The sequence below is a fragment of the Yersinia sp. 2553 StPb PI genome (genome assembly GCF_052217105.1).
Lineage (GTDB): Bacteria > Pseudomonadota > Gammaproteobacteria > Enterobacterales > Enterobacteriaceae > Yersinia > Yersinia enterocolitica_E.
Window position 1 is genome coordinate 512443 of record NZ_JAZGPX010000002.1, and the last position, 17405, is coordinate 529847.

Consider the following 17405-nt stretch of genomic DNA (forward strand, 5'->3'; position numbering starts at 1 on the left):
TAGCTGCGCAGAATATACGCCGCTACCTTATTTTTACTGCGCCGCCGCTCTTCGCAATGGGGTGCGCAGGCGCTGAGCTAATATCACCCCAGCCAGCGTGATACCCCCGCCAATCAGGTGATAGCTGTGTAATTGCTCATGAAGGAAGGCCACGGCAATAATGGCGGTAAATACCGGTGTCAGATTCATAAATATCGACGCAGTATTTGCCCCTAACCGCATCACACCGTGGATCCACAAATAAGGCGCAATAATTGAGGCTGGGATCCCAGCAAATAGCACCAATGGAATATTCTGCGCCGTCAATTGCACATCTGAAGCCATCAGGAAATTAGGCAATAATAGCACCACGCCGAAAACGATCTGCATATAAAGGGACTGCCAGTTGGGTAATTGAATCGCCCAGCGTTTGGTTAATACGCCATACAGCGCATAGGATGCCGATGCGCCGAACATCATCAATTCGCCTTTGCCGATACCATGTTGCAACAGTTGTGCCGGGTTACCTGCACTAACCAACCACACTAGTCCCCCTAATGACAGCACGCTACCTAATGCAATGCCTACCGTGGGGGCGACTCGTAACACCACAATGCTAATAAGCACAGTCAGTAAGGGAATTAACGAACTGAGAATCCCCATAAACAGGGCGCTAACACTGTGAGCCGCGTAGTACGCCAGGCTTTGGTACAGCACCATGCCCAGCATCCCCAATATCATCAATTTCCACCAATAAACGCGGATTGCCTGCCAATTGCGGATAACACCCAGCAGCAAGAATGGGGTTAACGTTAGCAACGCCAGCACCCAGCGATAAAACGAGATGGCGGCGGGATCAATTGCGGTGGCAGAGACCTTACTGACTACGGCATTGATGGACCAGATGATCACCGCGAACAGGGGGAATAACATATTCATGATAATAATTCTCATCTAAATAACATGTGACGTAGTCTACAGTTGTCTGATTTATTCTATATACTGAAAATCAGACAATAACTGCTGCGATTAGGACAATCTCGGCAGGAATCATTTTTTACAGGAGACAGTTCACGATGGCAGAACCCTCTTTCCCGGTGGTTGCCACAACCGTGCCACTGAGCCTTTCCTTTCGCTGTGAGGCCTTTAATGCCAATACTGAGTTTTTGCCGCATACCCATCCTTACGGGCAGTTGATCTGCGTAAAGTCAGGTGTGGTAGCGATGAGTATCGGCGGGCAGCGTTTTCTGGCCCCCCCTGAATTCAGTGTCTGGATACCGGCCGGCATGGAGCACTCCAGCCATAACCGTAAGCCGATGCAATTTCGTGCCATTGATATTGCACCTACGCTGTGTGATGAGTTACCGCTATCAGCTTGCCTGATTAATGTCAGTCCAATCTTTAATACCATTGTGGAAGATTGCTTCTCCCGTGGTTTATTGATGCCGGAAAGCGAGCAAGATATGCGCTTAGCCCACGTATTAATTGATCAACTCAGGTTGTCACCGGTACAACGCACCTATCTGCCCACCTCACAGGATAAATTACTGTCACCTATTCTGGCGGCGCTAGAGCGCTGCCCGGCGGACAATACCTCGCTGGCGCAGTGGGCTAAGCGGGTCTATACCACCGAGCGGACGTTATCGCGCCGCTGCCAACAAGAACTGGGTATGGCTTTTAGCGAATGGCGGCAGCGGCTGCGTTTTTTACATGCGATCTCATTGTTAGAAAAGGGCAAAACCGTGCAAAGTGTCGCACTGGATGTTGGGTATAGCTCCTCATCGGCTTTTATCGCCATGTTCCAGCAAATTGCAGGGACTACGCCGGAGCGTTTTCGTCGCAACAATCCCCTTCATCCTTGACGCCGCAGGGGTGTTGGCTATGCTCACGCACCCGAATCACTGACTTGAGTCAGCTCGTCGGGATTTATTCGCTTGCCGCCTACCTGCAACGCCAATGATTTTGGGGATCGTCTTCATCCTGAAGCTGTAGGGGGTTGGCTATGCTCACGCACCCGAATCACTGACTTGAGTCAGCTCATCGGGATTTATTCGCTTGCCGCCTACCTGCAACGCTAATGATTTTGGGGATCGTCTTCATCCTGAAGCTGTAGGGGGTTGGCTGCAACTCCAACTTCTTTGGGTATATACTAAGTCCCTGCTTTTCATCTATAGGGCAGTAAGCTGCCGGAGAATAAAGTGAAAATCCTGGTTGATGAGAATATGCCGTACGCAGATGTGCTATTTCGGCGTTTAGGTGAGGTACAGGCAGTGCCGGGGCGGCCAATCCCCCGTGAAGCACTGGCTAATGCTGACGCACTGATGGTGCGCTCGGTTACCAAAGTGAATGAGGCGTTGCTGCAAGGTACGTCAATTGGCTTTGTGGGCACGGCAACCGCCGGTACCGACCATGTCGACGATAACTGGCTACAGCAACAGGGAATCGGTTTCTCCGCAGCTCCCGGTTGTAATGCCATTGCGGTTGTGGAATATGTTTTTTCCGCACTGATGATGATGGCCGAACGTGATGGTTTCCAATTGCGTGACAAAACTGTCGGTATTATTGGGGTGGGGAATGTCGGGGCCAGATTGAATACCAGGCTACAAGCCCTTGGTGTGCGGACTTTACTGTGCGATCCACCACGAGCAGACAGAGGTGATAACGACACTTTCTGGCCGCTGGAAAAACTGGTGCGAGAGGCAGATGTTCTCACTTTCCATACGCCGTTGAATAAAACCGGCCCTTATCAAAGCCTGCACATGGCGGACGATGAATTACTGGCAGCCTTGCCGGATGGCCGTATTCTGATTAATGCCTGCCGCGGAGCCGTGGTGGATAATGCCGCGCTGCTTGGTGCGTTGGAAAAAGGTAAAAAACTCAGCGTGGTTCTGGATGTATGGGAACCGGAACCGGAATTATCTTTGCCGCTGTTAGGGCGGATTGATATCGGGACGCCACATATCGCCGGCTATACGCTGGAAGGTAAAGCACGTGGTACCACACAAGTGTTTGAAGCTTTTAGTCAACATCTGGGGCAGCCGCAGTCGGTAGAGCTAGCTTCTTTATTGCCTCAACCGGAGTTTAGCCACTTGAGACTGAACGGTGCGTTGGATGAAGGCAAATTAAAACGATTGATGCACTTGGTGTATGATGTGCGCCGCGATGATGCGCCACTGCGCCATGTGGCCGGTATCCCCGGTGAGTTTGATCGGCTGCGTAAGCACTATCAGGAACGCCGTGAGTGGTCATCACTCTGCGTGCAGTGCGATGATGCTGCCAGTGCTGAACTGTTGCAGAAATTAGGCTTTAGTACACAGTTATTATAAGCGCGGTATAAACGTTAATTTATTGATTGTCAGGCGGTTTTTTACCGCCTTTCTCTTTCAATCGATCTTAGTATCTGAATGAACCCTTGTAATTTAATGAACGTTAGTGGAGAAAACCAACATGTCTGACGGCTGGAATATTGCTCTGTTAGGAGCAACGGGCGCAGTAGGTGAAGCTTTGCTGGAGCTGTTAAATGAGCGCCAGTTCCCGGTTGGTGAATTGTATCCGCTGGCCAGCGAACGCAGCGCCGGTGCTTCTGTGCGCTTTAATGGTAAAAGTTTACTGGTTGAAAATGTTGCTGAATTTGACTGGTCTCAGGCGCAGTTAGCTTTCTTTGTTGCCGGGCGCGAAGCCTCACAACTCTATGCGGAAGAAGCGGCGAATGCCGGTTGCTTGGTTATCGACAGCAGTGGCCTGTTCGCGATGGAACCAGATGTACCGCTGGTGGTGCCAAGTGTGAATCCTCAGGTGCTGGCAGAATATCGCAATCGCAATATTGTGGCGGTAGCCGATAGCCTGACCAGCCAGTTGCTGACGGCGATTAAACCACTGACGGAACAGGCTGGCTTGTCCCGCGTGCATGTCACTGCATTGATTTCAGCCTCCGCCCATGGCAAGGCCGCTGTGGACGATCTGGCCGGTCAAAGTGCCAAGTTGTTAAATGGCATTCCTGCGGAGCCAAGTATCTTCGCCAAACAACTGGCATTTAACGTGTTGCCGTTGCTGGCTGATGAAGAGGGCAGTGTGCGTGAAGAGCGCCGTCTGGTTGATCAGGTGCGCAAAGTATTGCAAGACGAAGGTCTGCCTATCTCGGTGAGTTGCATTCAATCACCGGTATTTTACGGTCAGGCACAAGTGGTTCATCTGGAAGCCTTGCGCCCAATCTCCGCAGATGAAGCGCGCAGCGAACTGGAAAATTGCGAAGATATCCAATTATCTGAAGAGGATGATTATCCAACACAGGTCAGTGATGCCTCGGGCAGTGAGGTGCTGAGTATTGGTTGTGTGCGTAATGACTATGGCATTCCCGAAGTGTTGCAGTTCTGGTCAGTGGCCGACAACATTCGTTTTGGTGGCGCATTGATGGCGATTGAAACGGCGGAGCACCTGTTGCAGGAGCAACTGTACTGATGTCCGAACTCGAGTTGGCTCAGCCACAAGACATAGTGGCTGAAACGGCCGGTATAAAAATTGCGCTGGGTATTGAATATAACGGCAGCCGCTATTTCGGCTGGCAACGGCAGTTGGAGGTTGCCAGTGTGCAGGCTTGTTTGGAGGCTGCCTTGTCAAAAGTTGCCGATGAATCCATTGGCGTATTTTGTGCTGGGCGCACTGATGCTGGTGTACATGCCACCGGGCAGGTGGTGCATTTTGTCACCTCGGCGGTGCGTAAAGATGCCGCCTGGACGATGGGGGTCAATAGCCATTTACCTCCAGATATCGCCGTACGCTGGATAAAAACAGTGGATGACGATTTTCACGCCCGTTTCAGCGCTACTGCCCGCCGTTATCGCTATATCATCTTTAACCATCGCTATCGTCCAGCGGTGTTGGCGCAAGGGGTAACCCATTGCTACCTGCCGCTGGATGCTGAAAAAATGGAACGAGCGGCGCAATGTTTACTCGGCGAGAATGATTTTACCTCGTTTCGTGCGATACAGTGCCAGTCGCGTACCCCATGGCGAAATGTAAAACATGTCAAAGTTACCCGACATGGCGCGTATATCGTGGTAGATATCAAGGCCAACGCTTTTGTTCATCATATGGTGCGTAATATTGTTGGTAGCTTGATTGAGATTGGCTGTGGTAATCAGGATGTCAACTGGATGGCCCAGTTGCTGGCACTGAAAGACCGATCACGTGCTGCGGCAACAGCGAAAGCCGAAGGGTTGTATTTAGTCGCGGTTGATTACCCCGAACGCTTTGCGCTACCAACAGCGCCAATGGGACCCCTTTTTTTGGCAGACGACTGATTTCTCTACATTGATGAGTGAGGTCGCCTTGGGCTAAGGAATACCTAAGGAAGTTCAGCTAATCTCACTCACTCAAAGCACAAGTATGTTTACCATTTGAGAGTATTTATGGAATTTATACGTTTCGTTATTGATTTTATTTTGCATATTGATGTCCATCTGGCGGAGCTGGTGGCGCAGTATGGGGTTTGGGTTTACGCCATTTTATTCCTGATCTTATTCTGTGAAACTGGTCTGGTGGTGACGCCGTTCCTGCCAGGAGATTCTTTGCTGTTTGTGGCCGGTGCGTTGGCAGCATTACCGTCCAATGATATCAATGTGCACATTATGGTGGCACTGATGGTTACCGCCGCTATTTTGGGCGATGCTATTAACTACACCATTGGACGGGTGTTCGGAGAGAAACTATTCAGTAACCCGGACTCCAAAATTTTCCGCCGCAGCTATCTGGAAAAAACCCATCAGTTCTACGAAAAACATGGCGGTAAAGCGATTGTTTTGGCACGTTTTGTCCCGATTATCCGCACTTTTGCGCCGTTTGTCGCCGGAATGGGTAAAATGTCTTATCGCCACTTTGCGGCTTATAACGTGATTGGGGCGTTGGTATGGGTACTGTTATTCACCTATGCTGGTTATCTGTTTGGTAACGTACCTATCGTGCAGAACAATCTGAAATTGCTAATTGTTGCCATTATTGTGGTGTCAATTTTGCCGGGTGTATTTGAGGTATGGCGGCATCGGCGCGCGCAATCACGGCAAAAAAATCAGTAAAAACGTTACCTAAGCCGTGGGTTCGACCAGTTTTTTATCTACACTGTCGAGCCAATATGGTTTAATGAGTGACATTTATGGTCTGTTCCTGCGGACAACCCGAGTTCCAGTGCCTTAGCCACGTTGTAATGGCGTGTATCTCAGGCATTTTTTGTTGGGATGTTTTCAGGGAGATGGTTAAAGCATGAACAGCGGACTGGCAACAGCCAGGTTCAAACAGAAAGGTCATCGATGAGCTGGATTGAACGAATTCTTAACAAAAGCAATATTACACAAACCCGTAAAGCGAGTATTCCTGAAGGGGTGTGGACGAAATGTGACAGTTGCGGTCAGGTGCTTTACCGTGCCGAGTTAGAGCGTAATCTAGAAGTTTGTCCTAAGTGTGATCACCATATGCGTATGACAGCCCGTGCACGGTTACATATGCTACTGGATGCAGGCAGTGAAGTTGAATTGGGTAGCGAACTGGAGCCGAAGGATATCCTGAAATTCAAGGATTCCAAAAAGTATAAAGATCGCATTTCTGCCGCACAAAAAGATACCGGCGAAAAAGACGCTTTGGTTGCCATGAAAGGGACCTTACAAGGGATGCCGATCGTTGCCGCTTCATTTGAATTTGCCTTTATGGGTGGGTCAATGGCGTCAGTGGTGGGTGCCCGTTTTGTGCGTGCAGTTGAGCAGGCGCTGGAAGATAATTGCCCGTTGGTGTGCTTCTCCTCCAGTGGTGGTGCTCGTATGCAGGAAGCATTGATGTCACTGATGCAGATGGCAAAAACCAGTGCTGCTCTGGCTAAAATGCAAGAGCGTGGCTTGCCGTACATTTCTGTGCTGACGGATCCTACCATGGGTGGTGTCTCCGCCAGTCTGGCAATGTTGGGTGATATCAATATCGCAGAACCAAAAGCCTTAATCGGTTTTGCTGGTCCACGGGTTATTGAGCAAACCGTTCGGGAAAAACTGCCGCCGGGCTTCCAGCGCAGTGAGTTCTTGATTGAAAAAGGCGCTATCGACATGATCGTTCGCCGCCCGGTGATGCGTCAGACAATTGCCAGCATCTTGTCTAAATTAACGCATCAGCCACAACCCAGTGTGATTGAGAGTAAAGCCGATACTGCTCAGGCGGATAATCAGGCCGAAGCCTGATTATCCACGCGGGCATCACCCTGATAAGGTGATGCCCGGTTGTTGTGCATTGTCGCAACTTAAGCTTTATAGCTTTAAAAAAGAAAATATTTACCCAAAATAATTTGAGTTGCAGGAAGGCGGCAATTGAGTGACAACTTGGTTGTAAACCATGTTGAACATCGCTTGCGCTGGCCCGCAGGGTGAGTCTCATTAGAGGCTCATAATCCTGATGAGTTGACGCTAGTCATTGATTCGGGTGACAAATCGGTCAGGAACCGATTTGAACGCTGCTTGCAGCGGCCTCGCAGAGGCGAGGTCCATGGACGGGGGCCGAGCAACGAAAGCAGTCAACGCACATGCAGCTTGAAGTATGATGGGTATAAAGGCCAGTGACGGGACTCATGAAAAACCATCAAATTCCCCAAGCCACGTCGCCTTTGGCCGCGTGGCTTTACTATCTTGAACGTTTGCACTCTCAACCAATCGAGTTGGGTCTGGAACGTGTTAAACAGGTTGCTGAGCGTTTGGATCTGCTTAACCCTGCCCCAAAAGTCTTCACCGTTGCCGGTACTAATGGCAAAGGCACCACCTGTTGTACCCTGGAATCAATTTTACTTGCAGCGGGTCTGCGGGTCGGGGTTTACAGCTCACCTCACCTTTTGCGTTACACCGAGCGAGTCCGTATTCAGGGGCAAGAACTGTCTGAGGCTGAACACAGCCACTCTTTTGCTCAAATTGAAGCCGGGCGCGCGGGTATATCACTGACTTACTTCGAATTTGGCACCTTATCTGCGCTGCAATTATTTAAGCAGGCTAAACTTGATGTAGTGATTCTGGAAGTGGGGCTGGGTGGACGTTTGGATGCGACCAATATAGTCGATTCTGATGTTGCGGCTATTACCAGTATTGCCATAGACCATACTGACTGGTTGGGCTTCGATCGAGAAAGCATTGGCCGCGAGAAGGCTGGTGTTTTCCGTGCGGGGAAACCTGCCGTGGTTGGCGAACCGGATATGCCGCAGTCGATTGCCGATGTTGCGGCGCAATTGGGGGCACAACTGTATCGCCGTGATGACGCATGGCGGTTTAGCCAACAACAGCCAGGTGAAAAACAAGAAAATGCCTGGGATTGGCAGTGTGGCAACCATCATTGGACCAATCTACCCTTACCAAACGTACCTTTGGCAAATGCGGCGACAGCTTTGGCCGTATTGCACTATTCTGGCCTGCCTTTAAGCGATAAGGTTATTCGCCAGGGCTTGTTGGCTGCCAGTTTGCCAGGGCGTTTTCAGGTTGTCAGTGAGCAACCACTGCTGATTTTGGATGTAGCCCATAACCCGCATGCAGCACGTTATCTCACCGACAGGCTGGCTCGATTGCCAAAACACGGTAAAGTACGGGCTGTGGTAGGTATGCTATCAGATAAAGATATCGGCGGGACGCTGGCCTGTTTATCTGAACAAGTCGATGAATGGTACTGCGCGCCGCTTGAAGGGCCGCGTGGGGCGACGGCGGAGCAATTAGCCGAGCATTTGGAGTTATCACGCCAGTTTAGCGATGTAGAAACGGCCTGGCGTCAGGCTATGTTGGATGCAAAACCACAGGATGTGGTTATTGTCTGTGGTTCTTTCCATACTGTCGCTCATGTGATGGCTGTATTGGATTTATGACAGCCTGAATTTGTGACAACTTGAGTTTATCAAGGCATTGAATTGGGAGTGCGAGTGGCAAGTAAGTTCCAGAACCGTTTAGTCGGGACCATAATTCTGGTGGCGTTAGGCGTGATTGTGCTGCCGGGGCTACTGGATGGTAAAAAGAAGCATTATGAGGATGAGTTCGCCGCTATCCCATTAGTGCCAAAACCAGGTGATAGTCAGGAGATCGATGCGGTTGGTCCGGTCAGTCAACCTCTGCCTATTGCTCCACCGGAAGGTGCGGCGCAAGCCGTGGATGTCCCCAAAGATGATTCCGCCTCTCAGGCTGCTAATGATGCTGGTAACCCTCCGTCTGAACCGACTATCGTGGCACCGCCAGTGATACAGAGTAAGCCGGTTGAGGTGAAACCTGTTGAGAAGAAACCGGTTGAGGTCAAACCGCTACCGGTAGAGAAAAAACCGCAGGAAGTAAAACCTAAACCTGAGGTTAAACCGGACGTTCAGCCGGAAACTAAACCGGTCACAGAAGAAAAAGCACCGGTAGGGCAGGCTTATGTCGTCCAACTGGGCGCGTTGAAAAACGCAGCTAAAGTGAATGAAATCGTGGCGACGCTGCGCTTGTCAGGTCATCGGGCGTTTACGGTGCCTACAACGCCGGTTCAAGGCCAAATAACCCGTGTGTATGTCGGGCCAGATGCGTCAAAACAAAAATTGCAATCTGCGCTGCCAGAGCTTAATTCATTAAGCGGCCTGAATGGGCAAGTTAAGCCCTATGGCACGGCGCGTTAAGATTTATGCCGAGAGTTAAGATATCAGGGTGTACGGGGTTTTTGAGCTAAGTTTGTGCGGCGATTGTTGTTTTTAAAATCGCCGCACTTTAATTTGTCGCGGGTAAGAATTCCCCTACGCAAACGTTTTCTTTTTCTGTTAGAATTCGCCGCGAACAGGATGCAGCGGCGATTTCGTCATTGGAATAGTCATGGTCTGGATTGATTACGTCATTATAGGGATTATCGGATTTTCTGCATTGGTCAGCTTAATCCGGGGTTTTGTCCGTGAAGCATTGTCACTTGTAACATGGGGATGTGCGTTTTTTGTTGCCAGCCATTTTTACACTTACCTTGCTGTCTATTTCACGCGTTTTGAAGATGAAGTAGTTCGCAACGGAATTGCCATCGGCATTTTGTTCATCGCGACATTGATCGTCGGGGCTATTGTTAACTATGTGATTGGTTCGTTGGTTGAACGTACTGGTTTATCAGGAACTGACAGGGTGCTGGGTGTCTGTTTTGGCGCGCTGCGAGGTGTTCTGATAGTCTCTGCCATGCTGTTCTTTCTGGATACGTTTACCGGCTTCTCACAGAGTGTTGACTGGAAACAGTCACAATTAATCCCGCAGTTCAGTTATATAATCAGGTGGTTCTTTGACTACCTGCAGAGCACGTCGAGTTTCTTACCGAATCAATTACCGATTCGGAGCGGCTTATGAGGAAAAGACAACATGTGCGGTATTGTCGGTATCGCCGGTTTTGCACCGGTAAACCAGTCGATTTATGATGCGCTGACGGTGCTTCAGCACCGAGGCCAGGATGCTGCGGGCATCGTTACCATTGATGCCCATAATGGGTTCCGGCTGCGTAAAGCAAACGGCTTGGTGAAGGATGTATTTGAAACCCGGCATATGCTGCGCTTACAGGGGAATATGGGTATTGGCCATGTTCGTTACCCGACGGCTGGCAGTTCCAGTGCTTCCGAGGCTCAGCCTTTCTACGTTAACTCACCGTTTGGCATCACTCTCGCTCATAACGGTAATCTGACTAACGCTCACCAACTGAGAAAGAAATTATTCGAAGTTTCTCGCCGTCATGTGAACACCACTTCTGACTCGGAAATTTTGCTGAATATTTTTGCCAGTGAATTGGACCGTTTCCAACATTATCCATTGGAATCAGACAATATTTTTGCTGCTGTTGCCGCAACACATCAGTTGATCCGTGGGGCATACGCTTGTGTTGCGATGATTATCGGCCACGGGATGGTCGCGTTCCGTGACCCTAACGGTATTCGCCCGCTGGTTATTGGTAAACGCACGTTAGTTGATGGCCGCAATGAATATATGGTCGCTTCTGAAAGTGTGGCATTGGATACCCTTGGCTTTGAATTCCTGCGGGATGTTGCGCCGGGCGAAGCTGTGTATATCACGGAAAAAGGCCAGTTGTTTACCCGCCAGTGTGCTGAAAATCCGAAATACAATCCGTGCTTGTTTGAGTATGTGTATTTTGCTCGCCCAGACTCCTTTATGGATAAAATTTCTGTTTACAGTGCGCGCGTGCGCATGGGCCAGAAGTTGGGTGCCAAAATTGCCAAGCAGTGGGAAGATCTGGATATTGATGTTGTCATTCCTATCCCGGAAACATCTTGCGATATCGCGCTGGAAATCGCCCGTATTCTAGATAAACCGTACCGCCAGGGGTTTGTGAAAAACCGTTATGTTGGCCGTACCTTTATCATGCCGGGTCAGCAGGAACGTCGTAAATCTGTGCGCCGTAAACTGAATGCCAACCGCGCAGAGTTCCGTGATAAGAACGTCTTATTAGTGGATGACTCTATCGTGCGTGGCACCACATCAGAACAGATTGTCGAGATGGCGCGTGAGGCTGGGGCGAAGAAGGTCTATTTCGCCTCTGCGGCACCGGAAATTCGTTTCCCGAATGTGTATGGCATTGATATGCCAAGTGCGAACGAATTGATTGCCCATGGTCGTGAAGTGGATGAAATCCGCCAGTTGATTGGTGCCGATGCACTGATTTTCCAGGACCTTAGCGATCTTATCGAGGCAGTACGCGAAGATAACCCAGACATCACCCAGTTTGAGTGCTCGGTCTTTAACGGCGTTTATGTGACTAAAGATGTCGATCAGAGCTATCTGGAATATCTTGAATCGTTACGTAACGATGATGCGCAGGCATTACGTAATCATAACGAAGCCGAGAATCTGGAGATGCATAACGAAGGGTAATACCCGTTATCTTTCAGGTTGCAGATGTGTTGGCCTCGACCAATCCACGGATCTTGCGATGCGGTCGCTGTTTAGTGCCTTGCTGCAACTTGAAATTTATTGGGTATCTTCAGTTATCGGCAGAGTGTGAATCAAAAAGGTGCAACCAGCGTTCCGGCGCGGTGCACCTTTTTTGTTATCTAGCCGAGGGCCATGGGTATTGTGGCAAAACGGGGCCAATAACTTGCTAATCCGTACTTGATACGGCAAAGTCGGGCGATATTTCTTTATGTTATGCTCACTCTATAAGGCATAACGTCAGTGCGAGGCTATACCCCATGAAACGACTTATTATCGGCATTAGCGGTGCCAGCGGTGCCATTTATGGCGTACGGCTGTTACAGGTGCTGCAACATGTCGAGGGTGTGGAAACTCATCTTATTCTCAGTAATGCGGCGCGCCAGACGCTGGCGCTGGAAACGGAATTTAGCGTGAAGGATGTGCAGGCACTGGCCGATGTTGTACATGACTCACGTGACATTGCTGCTTGTATCTCATCCGGATCATTCAAAACGCAAGGTATGGTTATTTTACCCTGTTCAATCAAAACGTTATCTGGAATTGTCCATAGCTATACCGAGGGTTTGCTGACCCGCGCCGCGGATGTGATCTTAAAAGAGCGCCGCCCGCTAGTGTTATGTGTGCGTGAAACCCCGTTGCATTTAGGGCATTTACGCCTGCTGGTACAAGCCGCTGAGCTGGGCGCTACCATTATGCCGCCAATGCCTGCGTTTTATCATCGACCACAAACCATTCAAGATATTGTTGATCAGACCGTTAATCGGGTTATCGATCAATTTGACATCGAACTGCCTGAAGACCTGTTTACACGATGGCAAGGCAATAATTAACATTTTTCCCTTAATTGATACATTTGTGCAACATCGCACTGAAATGGGGCGGATTATGCACCACAATGATCCTGTTTTAGAACGCGTATCATGGCATGAGTGTGGTATTCGATTTTTGTATACGACTTGATGCCTGTATTTCGTGGTGATCGTGCTAGTTAAGCGGTGGTGGAATTAGCTTTCCTACCAGATGATTACTGGCACGATTACTGCAAATTGATTTATGAACGCTCTGGGTTGTACAGAACATTAACGCGCTTTCTGGCATCGAAAATCAATTTGAGGGTTATGTATGAATAAGAAGATGTTGGTTCTTCCGCTAGTCTTAGCATTAGCTGCTGCCAGCAGTGCTTTTGCTGCCATTCCGAAAGATGTCAAAATTGGTACTGATCCAACTTATGCTCCTTTTGAATCCAAAAATGCCAGTGGTGAATTGGTAGGTTTTGATATCGATATAGCAAAAGAGTTATGCAAACGTATCGATACTAAATGTACTTTTGTTGAAAGTGACTTCGATGCATTAATCCCATCACTCAAAGCCAAAAAAATCGATGCCATTATCTCCTCACTCTCCATCACGGAAAAACGCCAGAAAGAGATTGCTTTCACCGACAAACTCTACGCTGCCAATGCCCGTTTAATCGCGACCAAAGACAGTAAAATAGAGCCAACATTAGTCGCCTTGAAAGGCAAACGTGTTGGGGTGTTGCAAGGCTCTACGCAGGAAGCATTCGCCAATGCTGAGTGGCAGCCAAAAGGTATCGATGTGGTTGCCTATCAAAATCAGGACTTGATCTACGCTGACTTGGCTTCAGGGCGCATTGATGCGGCTTTCCAGGATGAAGTTGCAGGCAGTGAAGGTTTCCTGAAACAAGAAGCGGGTAAAGGCTATGCTTTCGCTGGCCCATCAGTAAAAAATGATCAGTTCTTTGGCGTAGGTACCGGTATGGGCTTGCGTAAAGATGATGCGGAACTGAAAGCGGCGCTGGATAAAGCCTTTGCAGAAATGCGCAAAGATGGCACCTACGACAAGCTCGCGAAAAAGTATTTCGATTTTGATGTTTACGGCGGTTAAGCACCTTTGCCGTTAGAGCCTCTGCCAAGAGTGGCAGGGGCCTCTACATGCAATTAAACATAGCAATTAACCAGACTCCTTACTCAGTAAAACAGGATAACCCAGATGCTGGATGGATATTCGAAACTGATATTTGAAGGTGCGCTGGTGACGCTGGAGTTGGCACTGTGTTCAGTGCTGCTGTCAGTGATTATCGGCTTGATTGGTGCCGGTGGAAAGTTATCATCAAACCGGCTGTTATCTGGCTTGTTTGAGTGTTACACCACACTTATCCGTGGTGTACCCGATTTAGTCTTAATGCTGCTTATCTTCTATGGTTTGCAGATAACCCTAAATAGCATTACTGAATCAATTGGTTTTGAACAAATCAATATTGATCCTCTCTCCGCTGGGATTATTACCCTTGGCTTTATCTATGGTGCTTATTTCACTGAAACCTTCCGTGGCGCATATATGGCCGTACCCAGCGGCCAAATTGAGGCAGCGACGGCATTTGGTTTCACCCCTAGCCAGATTTTCCGCAGAATCATGTTTCCTGCCATGATGCGCTACGCACTGCCGGGTATTGGCAATAACTGGCAAGTCATTCTAAAGGCAACGGCACTGGTCTCTATTCTGGGATTAAATGATGTGGTTAAGGCCACACAGTTGGCAGGCAAAGGGACTTACCAGCCGTTTTTCTTCGCTTTAGTGGCCGGAGTGGTCTATCTCATCTTCACCACGGTATCGAATGGCGTATTACTGTGGCTAGAACGGCGCTATTCCCATGGGGTGAAGAGGGCTGAGCTATGATAGAAATCCTGCAACAATATTGGCAAGCGTTGCTCTGGAGCGATGGCTACCGCTTTACCGGGATGGCTGTCACCTTATGGTTACTTATTTCCTCGGTAGTGATGGGCGGGTTACTGGCAATTCCTTTGGCAGTCGCAAGGGTAGCCGAACGGCGTTGGATTCGTTTACCGGTCTGGGTTTTTACTTATATCTTTCGTGGCACGCCTCTATATGTACAATTATTGGTATTCTATTCCGGTATGTACAGTTTAGAGATTGTCCGAGGCAATGACCTGTTAAATGCCTTTTTCCGCAGTGGCTTGAATTGCACTATTTTGGCGCTGACACTGAATACCTGTGCTTATACCACTGAGATTTTCGCCGGTGCCATTCGTTCGGTGCCACACGGTGAAATCGAAGCCGCCAGAGCCTATGGTTTTTCACGTTTTAAATTGTATCGCTGTATTATTTTACCTTCTGCACTGCGTATTGCCTTACCGGCCTACAGTAATGAGGTAATCTTAATGCTGCACTCTACCGCTCTGGCATTTACTGCCACAGTGCCAGATATTCTGAAAATAGCGCGAGATATTAACGCCGCAACTTATCAGCCGTTTTATGCTTTTGGTATTGCTGCCGTACTTTATCTGATTATCTCCTTTACGCTAATTAGCCTGTTCCGCCAGGCAGAGAAACGTTGGCTGGCTCATATAAAACCTCAGGCATCGCATTAAGTACGGAGACCTTATGACTGACACATTAGAAACTAAAATAGCTGAAACCAAACTGTCTGTGACGGAATTGCATAAGCATTACGGTGAACACGAAGTACTCAAGGGCGTTTCACTTTCAGCTAAAGCAGGGGATGTTATCTCCATTATTGGTTCTTCCGGTTCAGGGAAAAGCACTTTTTTACGCTGTATCAACTTTTTGGAAAAACCCAGTGAAGGCTCGATTAGTGTAAATAATCGTGATATCCGTTTGGTACGAGATAAAGATGGGCAGTTGAAAGTTTTTGATAAAAAAGAGCTGCAACTGTTACGCACTCGCCTGACGATGGTATTCCAACATTTTAATTTGTGGAGCCATATGACGGTGTTGGAAAATGTGATGGAAGCGCCGGTTCAAGTCTTGGGGCTGAGTAAGTCAGTAGCCAAAGAGCGAGCTATCCGTTATCTGGATAAAGTCGGAATTGATGAGCGCGCACGCGCCAAATATCCGGTGCACCTATCTGGTGGGCAACAGCAACGCGTCTCCATTGCCCGGGCATTGGCGATGGAACCGGATGTATTACTGTTTGATGAACCCACCTCCGCACTGGATCCTGAATTAGTCGGCGAAGTATTGCGTATTATGCAAAAGCTGGCAGAGGAGGGGAAAACTATGGTGGTGGTAACCCATGAAATGGAGTTTGCCCGTCATGTCTCCAGCCATGTTATCTTTTTACACAAAGGCGTAATTGAAGAGGAAGGCCCGCCGGCTGAACTTTTTGGTAACCCAAAGAGTACCCGCTTGCAGCAGTTCCTTTCTGGTGCACTGAAGTAACATCTCTGCGGGATAGCGATTTTATCTATCCCGCAGCAGTTTGATTAAGCTGAGTGTAATGGTCTAATCATTTCGGACACTTTGTTAGAGATATAATGAGCAACGCTAACGAGGTGAAAATGCGAAGAAAAACGTTTACCCATGAGTTCAAGCAGGAATGTGTCAATTTGGTTCTGCAGCATAAGTACCCGGTGACCCAGGCTGCTGAAACGATGAATATAGGCCTTTCAACATTACAACGCTGGTTACGCCAATATCGCGGAGAAGTGAGGGGAGATACTCCCATCGCCACCGCGATCACGTCTGAACAACGACGAATACAGGAACTTGAAAAGCAGGTACGTCAGTTGCAAAGCGACAATGACCTGTTAAAAAAGGCTTCAGCCTTCTTCGCCATGGAAATGAACAACGACAAAAAGTCGCGGTGAAGCTGAAGAAGGCCGGGGCAAACATCCAGCAAGTATGTCGATGCCTGTCGCTCACGCGCAGTGTATTTTACGCCCGAAGCCGGCGGCCAGCCCTCAGAGCAAATGTTCTGATGCTTCATGCGGCGGCTAAGCATGTTCATGCTGAAATGGATGCGACGTATGGCAGTCGGCGCATGTGTATTGAGCTGCGTGAACAGGGTTTTAACGTTGGCCGATACCGTGTCCGTCAGATAATGAAGACCCTGATGCTGGTTGCGAAGCGTCCCGGACGTCATCGCTATCCACGTGGTGGTAAACCGGCTGTAGTGGCGGCTAATCTGTTGAATCGACAGTTTAATCCAGAGACATTAAATACCTGGTGGTCAGGTGATATCACCTATCTTCGTACCGCTCAGGGCTGGTTATATCTGGCTATTGTCATGGACTTATGTTCAAGAAAAATAGTGAGTTGGGCCTTCTCGGACAAACCGGACAGCGCCCTGACTATCCGGGCATTACGACTGGCGGTTAATAAACGACGGCCAACAGGCCCAGTCGTATTCCATAGCGATCAAGGTGCTCAGTATACTAGCGCCCAGTTCCAGTCCTGCCAGCAGGAACTTGATGTGACGGGCAGTATGAGCCGCAAGGGTAACTGTTTGGATAATGCCGTTACGGAGAGGTTCTTCCGCAGCCTGAAAGCAGAGAGAGTTAACTACCGTCGCTATGAAACCCGAAGTCAGGGCATTGCGGACGTTATCGATTATATCGACAGTTTTTATAATCTGAAGCGTCGGCATTACCGGCTGGGCAATATATCGCCGAATGAATATGAACGCCGATTACAACAATGTGCCTAAATCCGTGT

General features: G+C 49.0%; 18 protein-coding genes. 17 read left to right on the forward strand and 1 reads right to left on the reverse strand.

Annotated elements, in window-relative coordinates:
* Positions 1-33: 33 nt before the first annotated feature.
* Positions 34-918 (reverse strand): DMT family transporter, encoded by an 885-nt coding sequence (locus V2A84_RS03580; protein ID WP_083158229.1) that lies wholly within the window; start codon positions 916-918, stop codon positions 34-36.
* 137 nt (positions 919-1055) lie between these two features.
* Here V2A84_RS03580 and V2A84_RS03585 point away from each other — a divergent pair, with 137 nt between their 5' ends.
* The 17 genes from V2A84_RS03585 to V2A84_RS03665 all read left to right on the forward strand — a co-directional run bounded on the left by V2A84_RS03585 (position 1056) and on the right by V2A84_RS03665 (position 17397).
* Complete coding sequence (locus tag V2A84_RS03585) at positions 1056-1841, forward strand: AraC family transcriptional regulator (protein WP_372569390.1); 786 nt, start codon at positions 1056-1058, stop codon at positions 1839-1841.
* Positions 1842-2177: 336 nt separating this feature from the next.
* Positions 2178-3305, forward strand: a complete 1128-nt coding sequence (gene pdxB / locus V2A84_RS03590; RefSeq protein WP_083158231.1) for a 4-phosphoerythronate dehydrogenase PdxB — start codon at positions 2178-2180, stop codon at positions 3303-3305.
* 121 nt (positions 3306-3426) lie between these two features.
* Positions 3427-4437 (forward strand): aspartate-semialdehyde dehydrogenase, encoded by a 1011-nt coding sequence (locus V2A84_RS03595; RefSeq protein ID WP_083158232.1) that lies wholly within the window; start codon positions 3427-3429, stop codon positions 4435-4437.
* Entirely contained in the window at positions 4437-5279 is an 843-nt protein-coding gene (truA, locus tag V2A84_RS03600) for a tRNA pseudouridine(38-40) synthase TruA (protein ID WP_083158233.1), read from the forward strand. The genes V2A84_RS03595 and truA overlap by 1 nt, the downstream gene beginning before the upstream one ends.
* 108 nt (positions 5280-5387) lie before the next feature.
* The gene (locus V2A84_RS03605; RefSeq protein ID WP_083158234.1) at positions 5388-6050 is read left to right on the forward strand and encodes a DedA family protein; all 663 of its coding nucleotides are present in this window, start codon (positions 5388-5390) and stop codon (positions 6048-6050) included.
* 231 nt (positions 6051-6281) lie between these two features.
* The gene (accD, locus tag V2A84_RS03610; protein WP_083158235.1) at positions 6282-7193 is read left to right on the forward strand and encodes an acetyl-CoA carboxylase, carboxyltransferase subunit beta; all 912 of its coding nucleotides are present in this window, start codon (positions 6282-6284) and stop codon (positions 7191-7193) included.
* 383 nt (positions 7194-7576) lie between these two features.
* Positions 7577-8845 carry a bifunctional tetrahydrofolate synthase/dihydrofolate synthase gene (folC, locus tag V2A84_RS03615; protein ID WP_083158236.1) on the forward strand — a complete coding sequence of 423 codons (1269 nt, stop codon included), beginning with the start codon at positions 7577-7579 and terminating at the stop codon, positions 8843-8845.
* Positions 8846-8899: 54 nt separating this feature from the next.
* Positions 8900-9619 carry a cell division protein DedD gene (gene dedD, locus V2A84_RS03620; RefSeq protein WP_083158237.1) on the forward strand — a complete coding sequence of 240 codons (720 nt, stop codon included), beginning with the start codon at positions 8900-8902 and terminating at the stop codon, positions 9617-9619.
* A 190-nt stretch (positions 9620-9809) separates the two neighbouring features.
* Positions 9810-10319: a colicin V production protein gene (gene cvpA, locus V2A84_RS03625; RefSeq protein ID WP_050112971.1), complete on the forward strand. Its 510-nt coding sequence runs from the start codon at positions 9810-9812 to the stop codon at positions 10317-10319.
* 12 nt (positions 10320-10331) lie between these two features.
* Positions 10332-11849 (forward strand): amidophosphoribosyltransferase, encoded by a 1518-nt coding sequence (purF, locus tag V2A84_RS03630; RefSeq protein WP_083158238.1) that lies wholly within the window; start codon positions 10332-10334, stop codon positions 11847-11849.
* A gap of 317 nt (positions 11850-12166) precedes the next feature.
* Entirely contained in the window at positions 12167-12739 is a 573-nt protein-coding gene (locus tag V2A84_RS03635) for a UbiX family flavin prenyltransferase (RefSeq protein WP_083158239.1), read from the forward strand.
* Between the two features lie 292 nt (positions 12740-13031).
* Entirely contained in the window at positions 13032-13814 is a 783-nt protein-coding gene (gene hisJ / locus V2A84_RS03640) for a histidine ABC transporter substrate-binding protein HisJ (protein WP_083158240.1), read from the forward strand.
* 105 nt (positions 13815-13919) lie between these two features.
* Positions 13920-14606 (forward strand): histidine ABC transporter permease HisQ, encoded by a 687-nt coding sequence (locus V2A84_RS03645; protein ID WP_083158241.1) that lies wholly within the window; start codon positions 13920-13922, stop codon positions 14604-14606.
* Positions 14603-15319, forward strand: a complete 717-nt coding sequence (locus tag V2A84_RS03650; RefSeq protein ID WP_083158242.1) for an ABC transporter permease — start codon at positions 14603-14605, stop codon at positions 15317-15319. The genes V2A84_RS03645 and V2A84_RS03650 overlap by 4 nt, the downstream gene beginning before the upstream one ends.
* 13 nt (positions 15320-15332) lie before the next feature.
* Positions 15333-16130, forward strand: a complete 798-nt coding sequence (hisP, locus tag V2A84_RS03655) for a histidine ABC transporter ATP-binding protein HisP (RefSeq protein ID WP_005192680.1) — start codon at positions 15333-15335, stop codon at positions 16128-16130.
* A 95-nt stretch (positions 16131-16225) separates the two neighbouring features.
* Complete coding sequence (locus tag V2A84_RS03660; protein ID WP_442848610.1) at positions 16226-16558, forward strand: transposase; 333 nt, start codon at positions 16226-16228, stop codon at positions 16556-16558.
* Positions 16555-17397: an IS3 family transposase gene (locus tag V2A84_RS03665; protein WP_442848611.1), complete on the forward strand. Its 843-nt coding sequence runs from the start codon at positions 16555-16557 to the stop codon at positions 17395-17397. Before V2A84_RS03660 ends, V2A84_RS03665 begins: the two co-directional genes overlap by 4 nt.
* The last annotated feature ends 8 nt before the right edge of the window (positions 17398-17405 follow it).

Coding starts and splice junctions, on each gene's coding strand:
- V2A84_RS03595 (WP_083158232.1), top strand. CDS start 3,427: ATGTCTGACGGCTGGAATATTGCTCTGTTAGGAGCAACGGGCGCAGTA.
- V2A84_RS03645 (WP_083158241.1), top strand. CDS start 13,920: ATGCTGGATGGATATTCGAAACTGATATTTGAAGGTGCGCTGGTGACG.
- V2A84_RS03660 (WP_442848610.1), top strand. CDS start 16,226: ATGAGCAACGCTAACGAGGTGAAAATGCGAAGAAAAACGTTTACCCAT.
- hisJ (WP_083158240.1), top strand. CDS start 13,032: ATGAATAAGAAGATGTTGGTTCTTCCGCTAGTCTTAGCATTAGCTGCT.
- truA (WP_083158233.1), top strand. CDS start 4,437: ATGTCCGAACTCGAGTTGGCTCAGCCACAAGACATAGTGGCTGAAACG.
- V2A84_RS03635 (WP_083158239.1), top strand. CDS start 12,167: ATGAAACGACTTATTATCGGCATTAGCGGTGCCAGCGGTGCCATTTAT.
- V2A84_RS03650 (WP_083158242.1), top strand. CDS start 14,603: ATGATAGAAATCCTGCAACAATATTGGCAAGCGTTGCTCTGGAGCGAT.
- V2A84_RS03605 (WP_083158234.1), top strand. CDS start 5,388: ATGGAATTTATACGTTTCGTTATTGATTTTATTTTGCATATTGATGTC.
- accD (WP_083158235.1), top strand. CDS start 6,282: ATGAGCTGGATTGAACGAATTCTTAACAAAAGCAATATTACACAAACC.
- purF (WP_083158238.1), top strand. CDS start 10,332: ATGTGCGGTATTGTCGGTATCGCCGGTTTTGCACCGGTAAACCAGTCG.
- V2A84_RS03585 (WP_372569390.1), top strand. CDS start 1,056: ATGGCAGAACCCTCTTTCCCGGTGGTTGCCACAACCGTGCCACTGAGC.
- folC (WP_083158236.1), top strand. CDS start 7,577: ATGAAAAACCATCAAATTCCCCAAGCCACGTCGCCTTTGGCCGCGTGG.
- cvpA (WP_050112971.1), top strand. CDS start 9,810: ATGGTCTGGATTGATTACGTCATTATAGGGATTATCGGATTTTCTGCA.
- V2A84_RS03580 (WP_083158229.1), bottom strand. CDS start 918: ATGAATATGTTATTCCCCCTGTTCGCGGTGATCATCTGGTCCATCAAT.
- hisP (WP_005192680.1), top strand. CDS start 15,333: ATGACTGACACATTAGAAACTAAAATAGCTGAAACCAAACTGTCTGTG.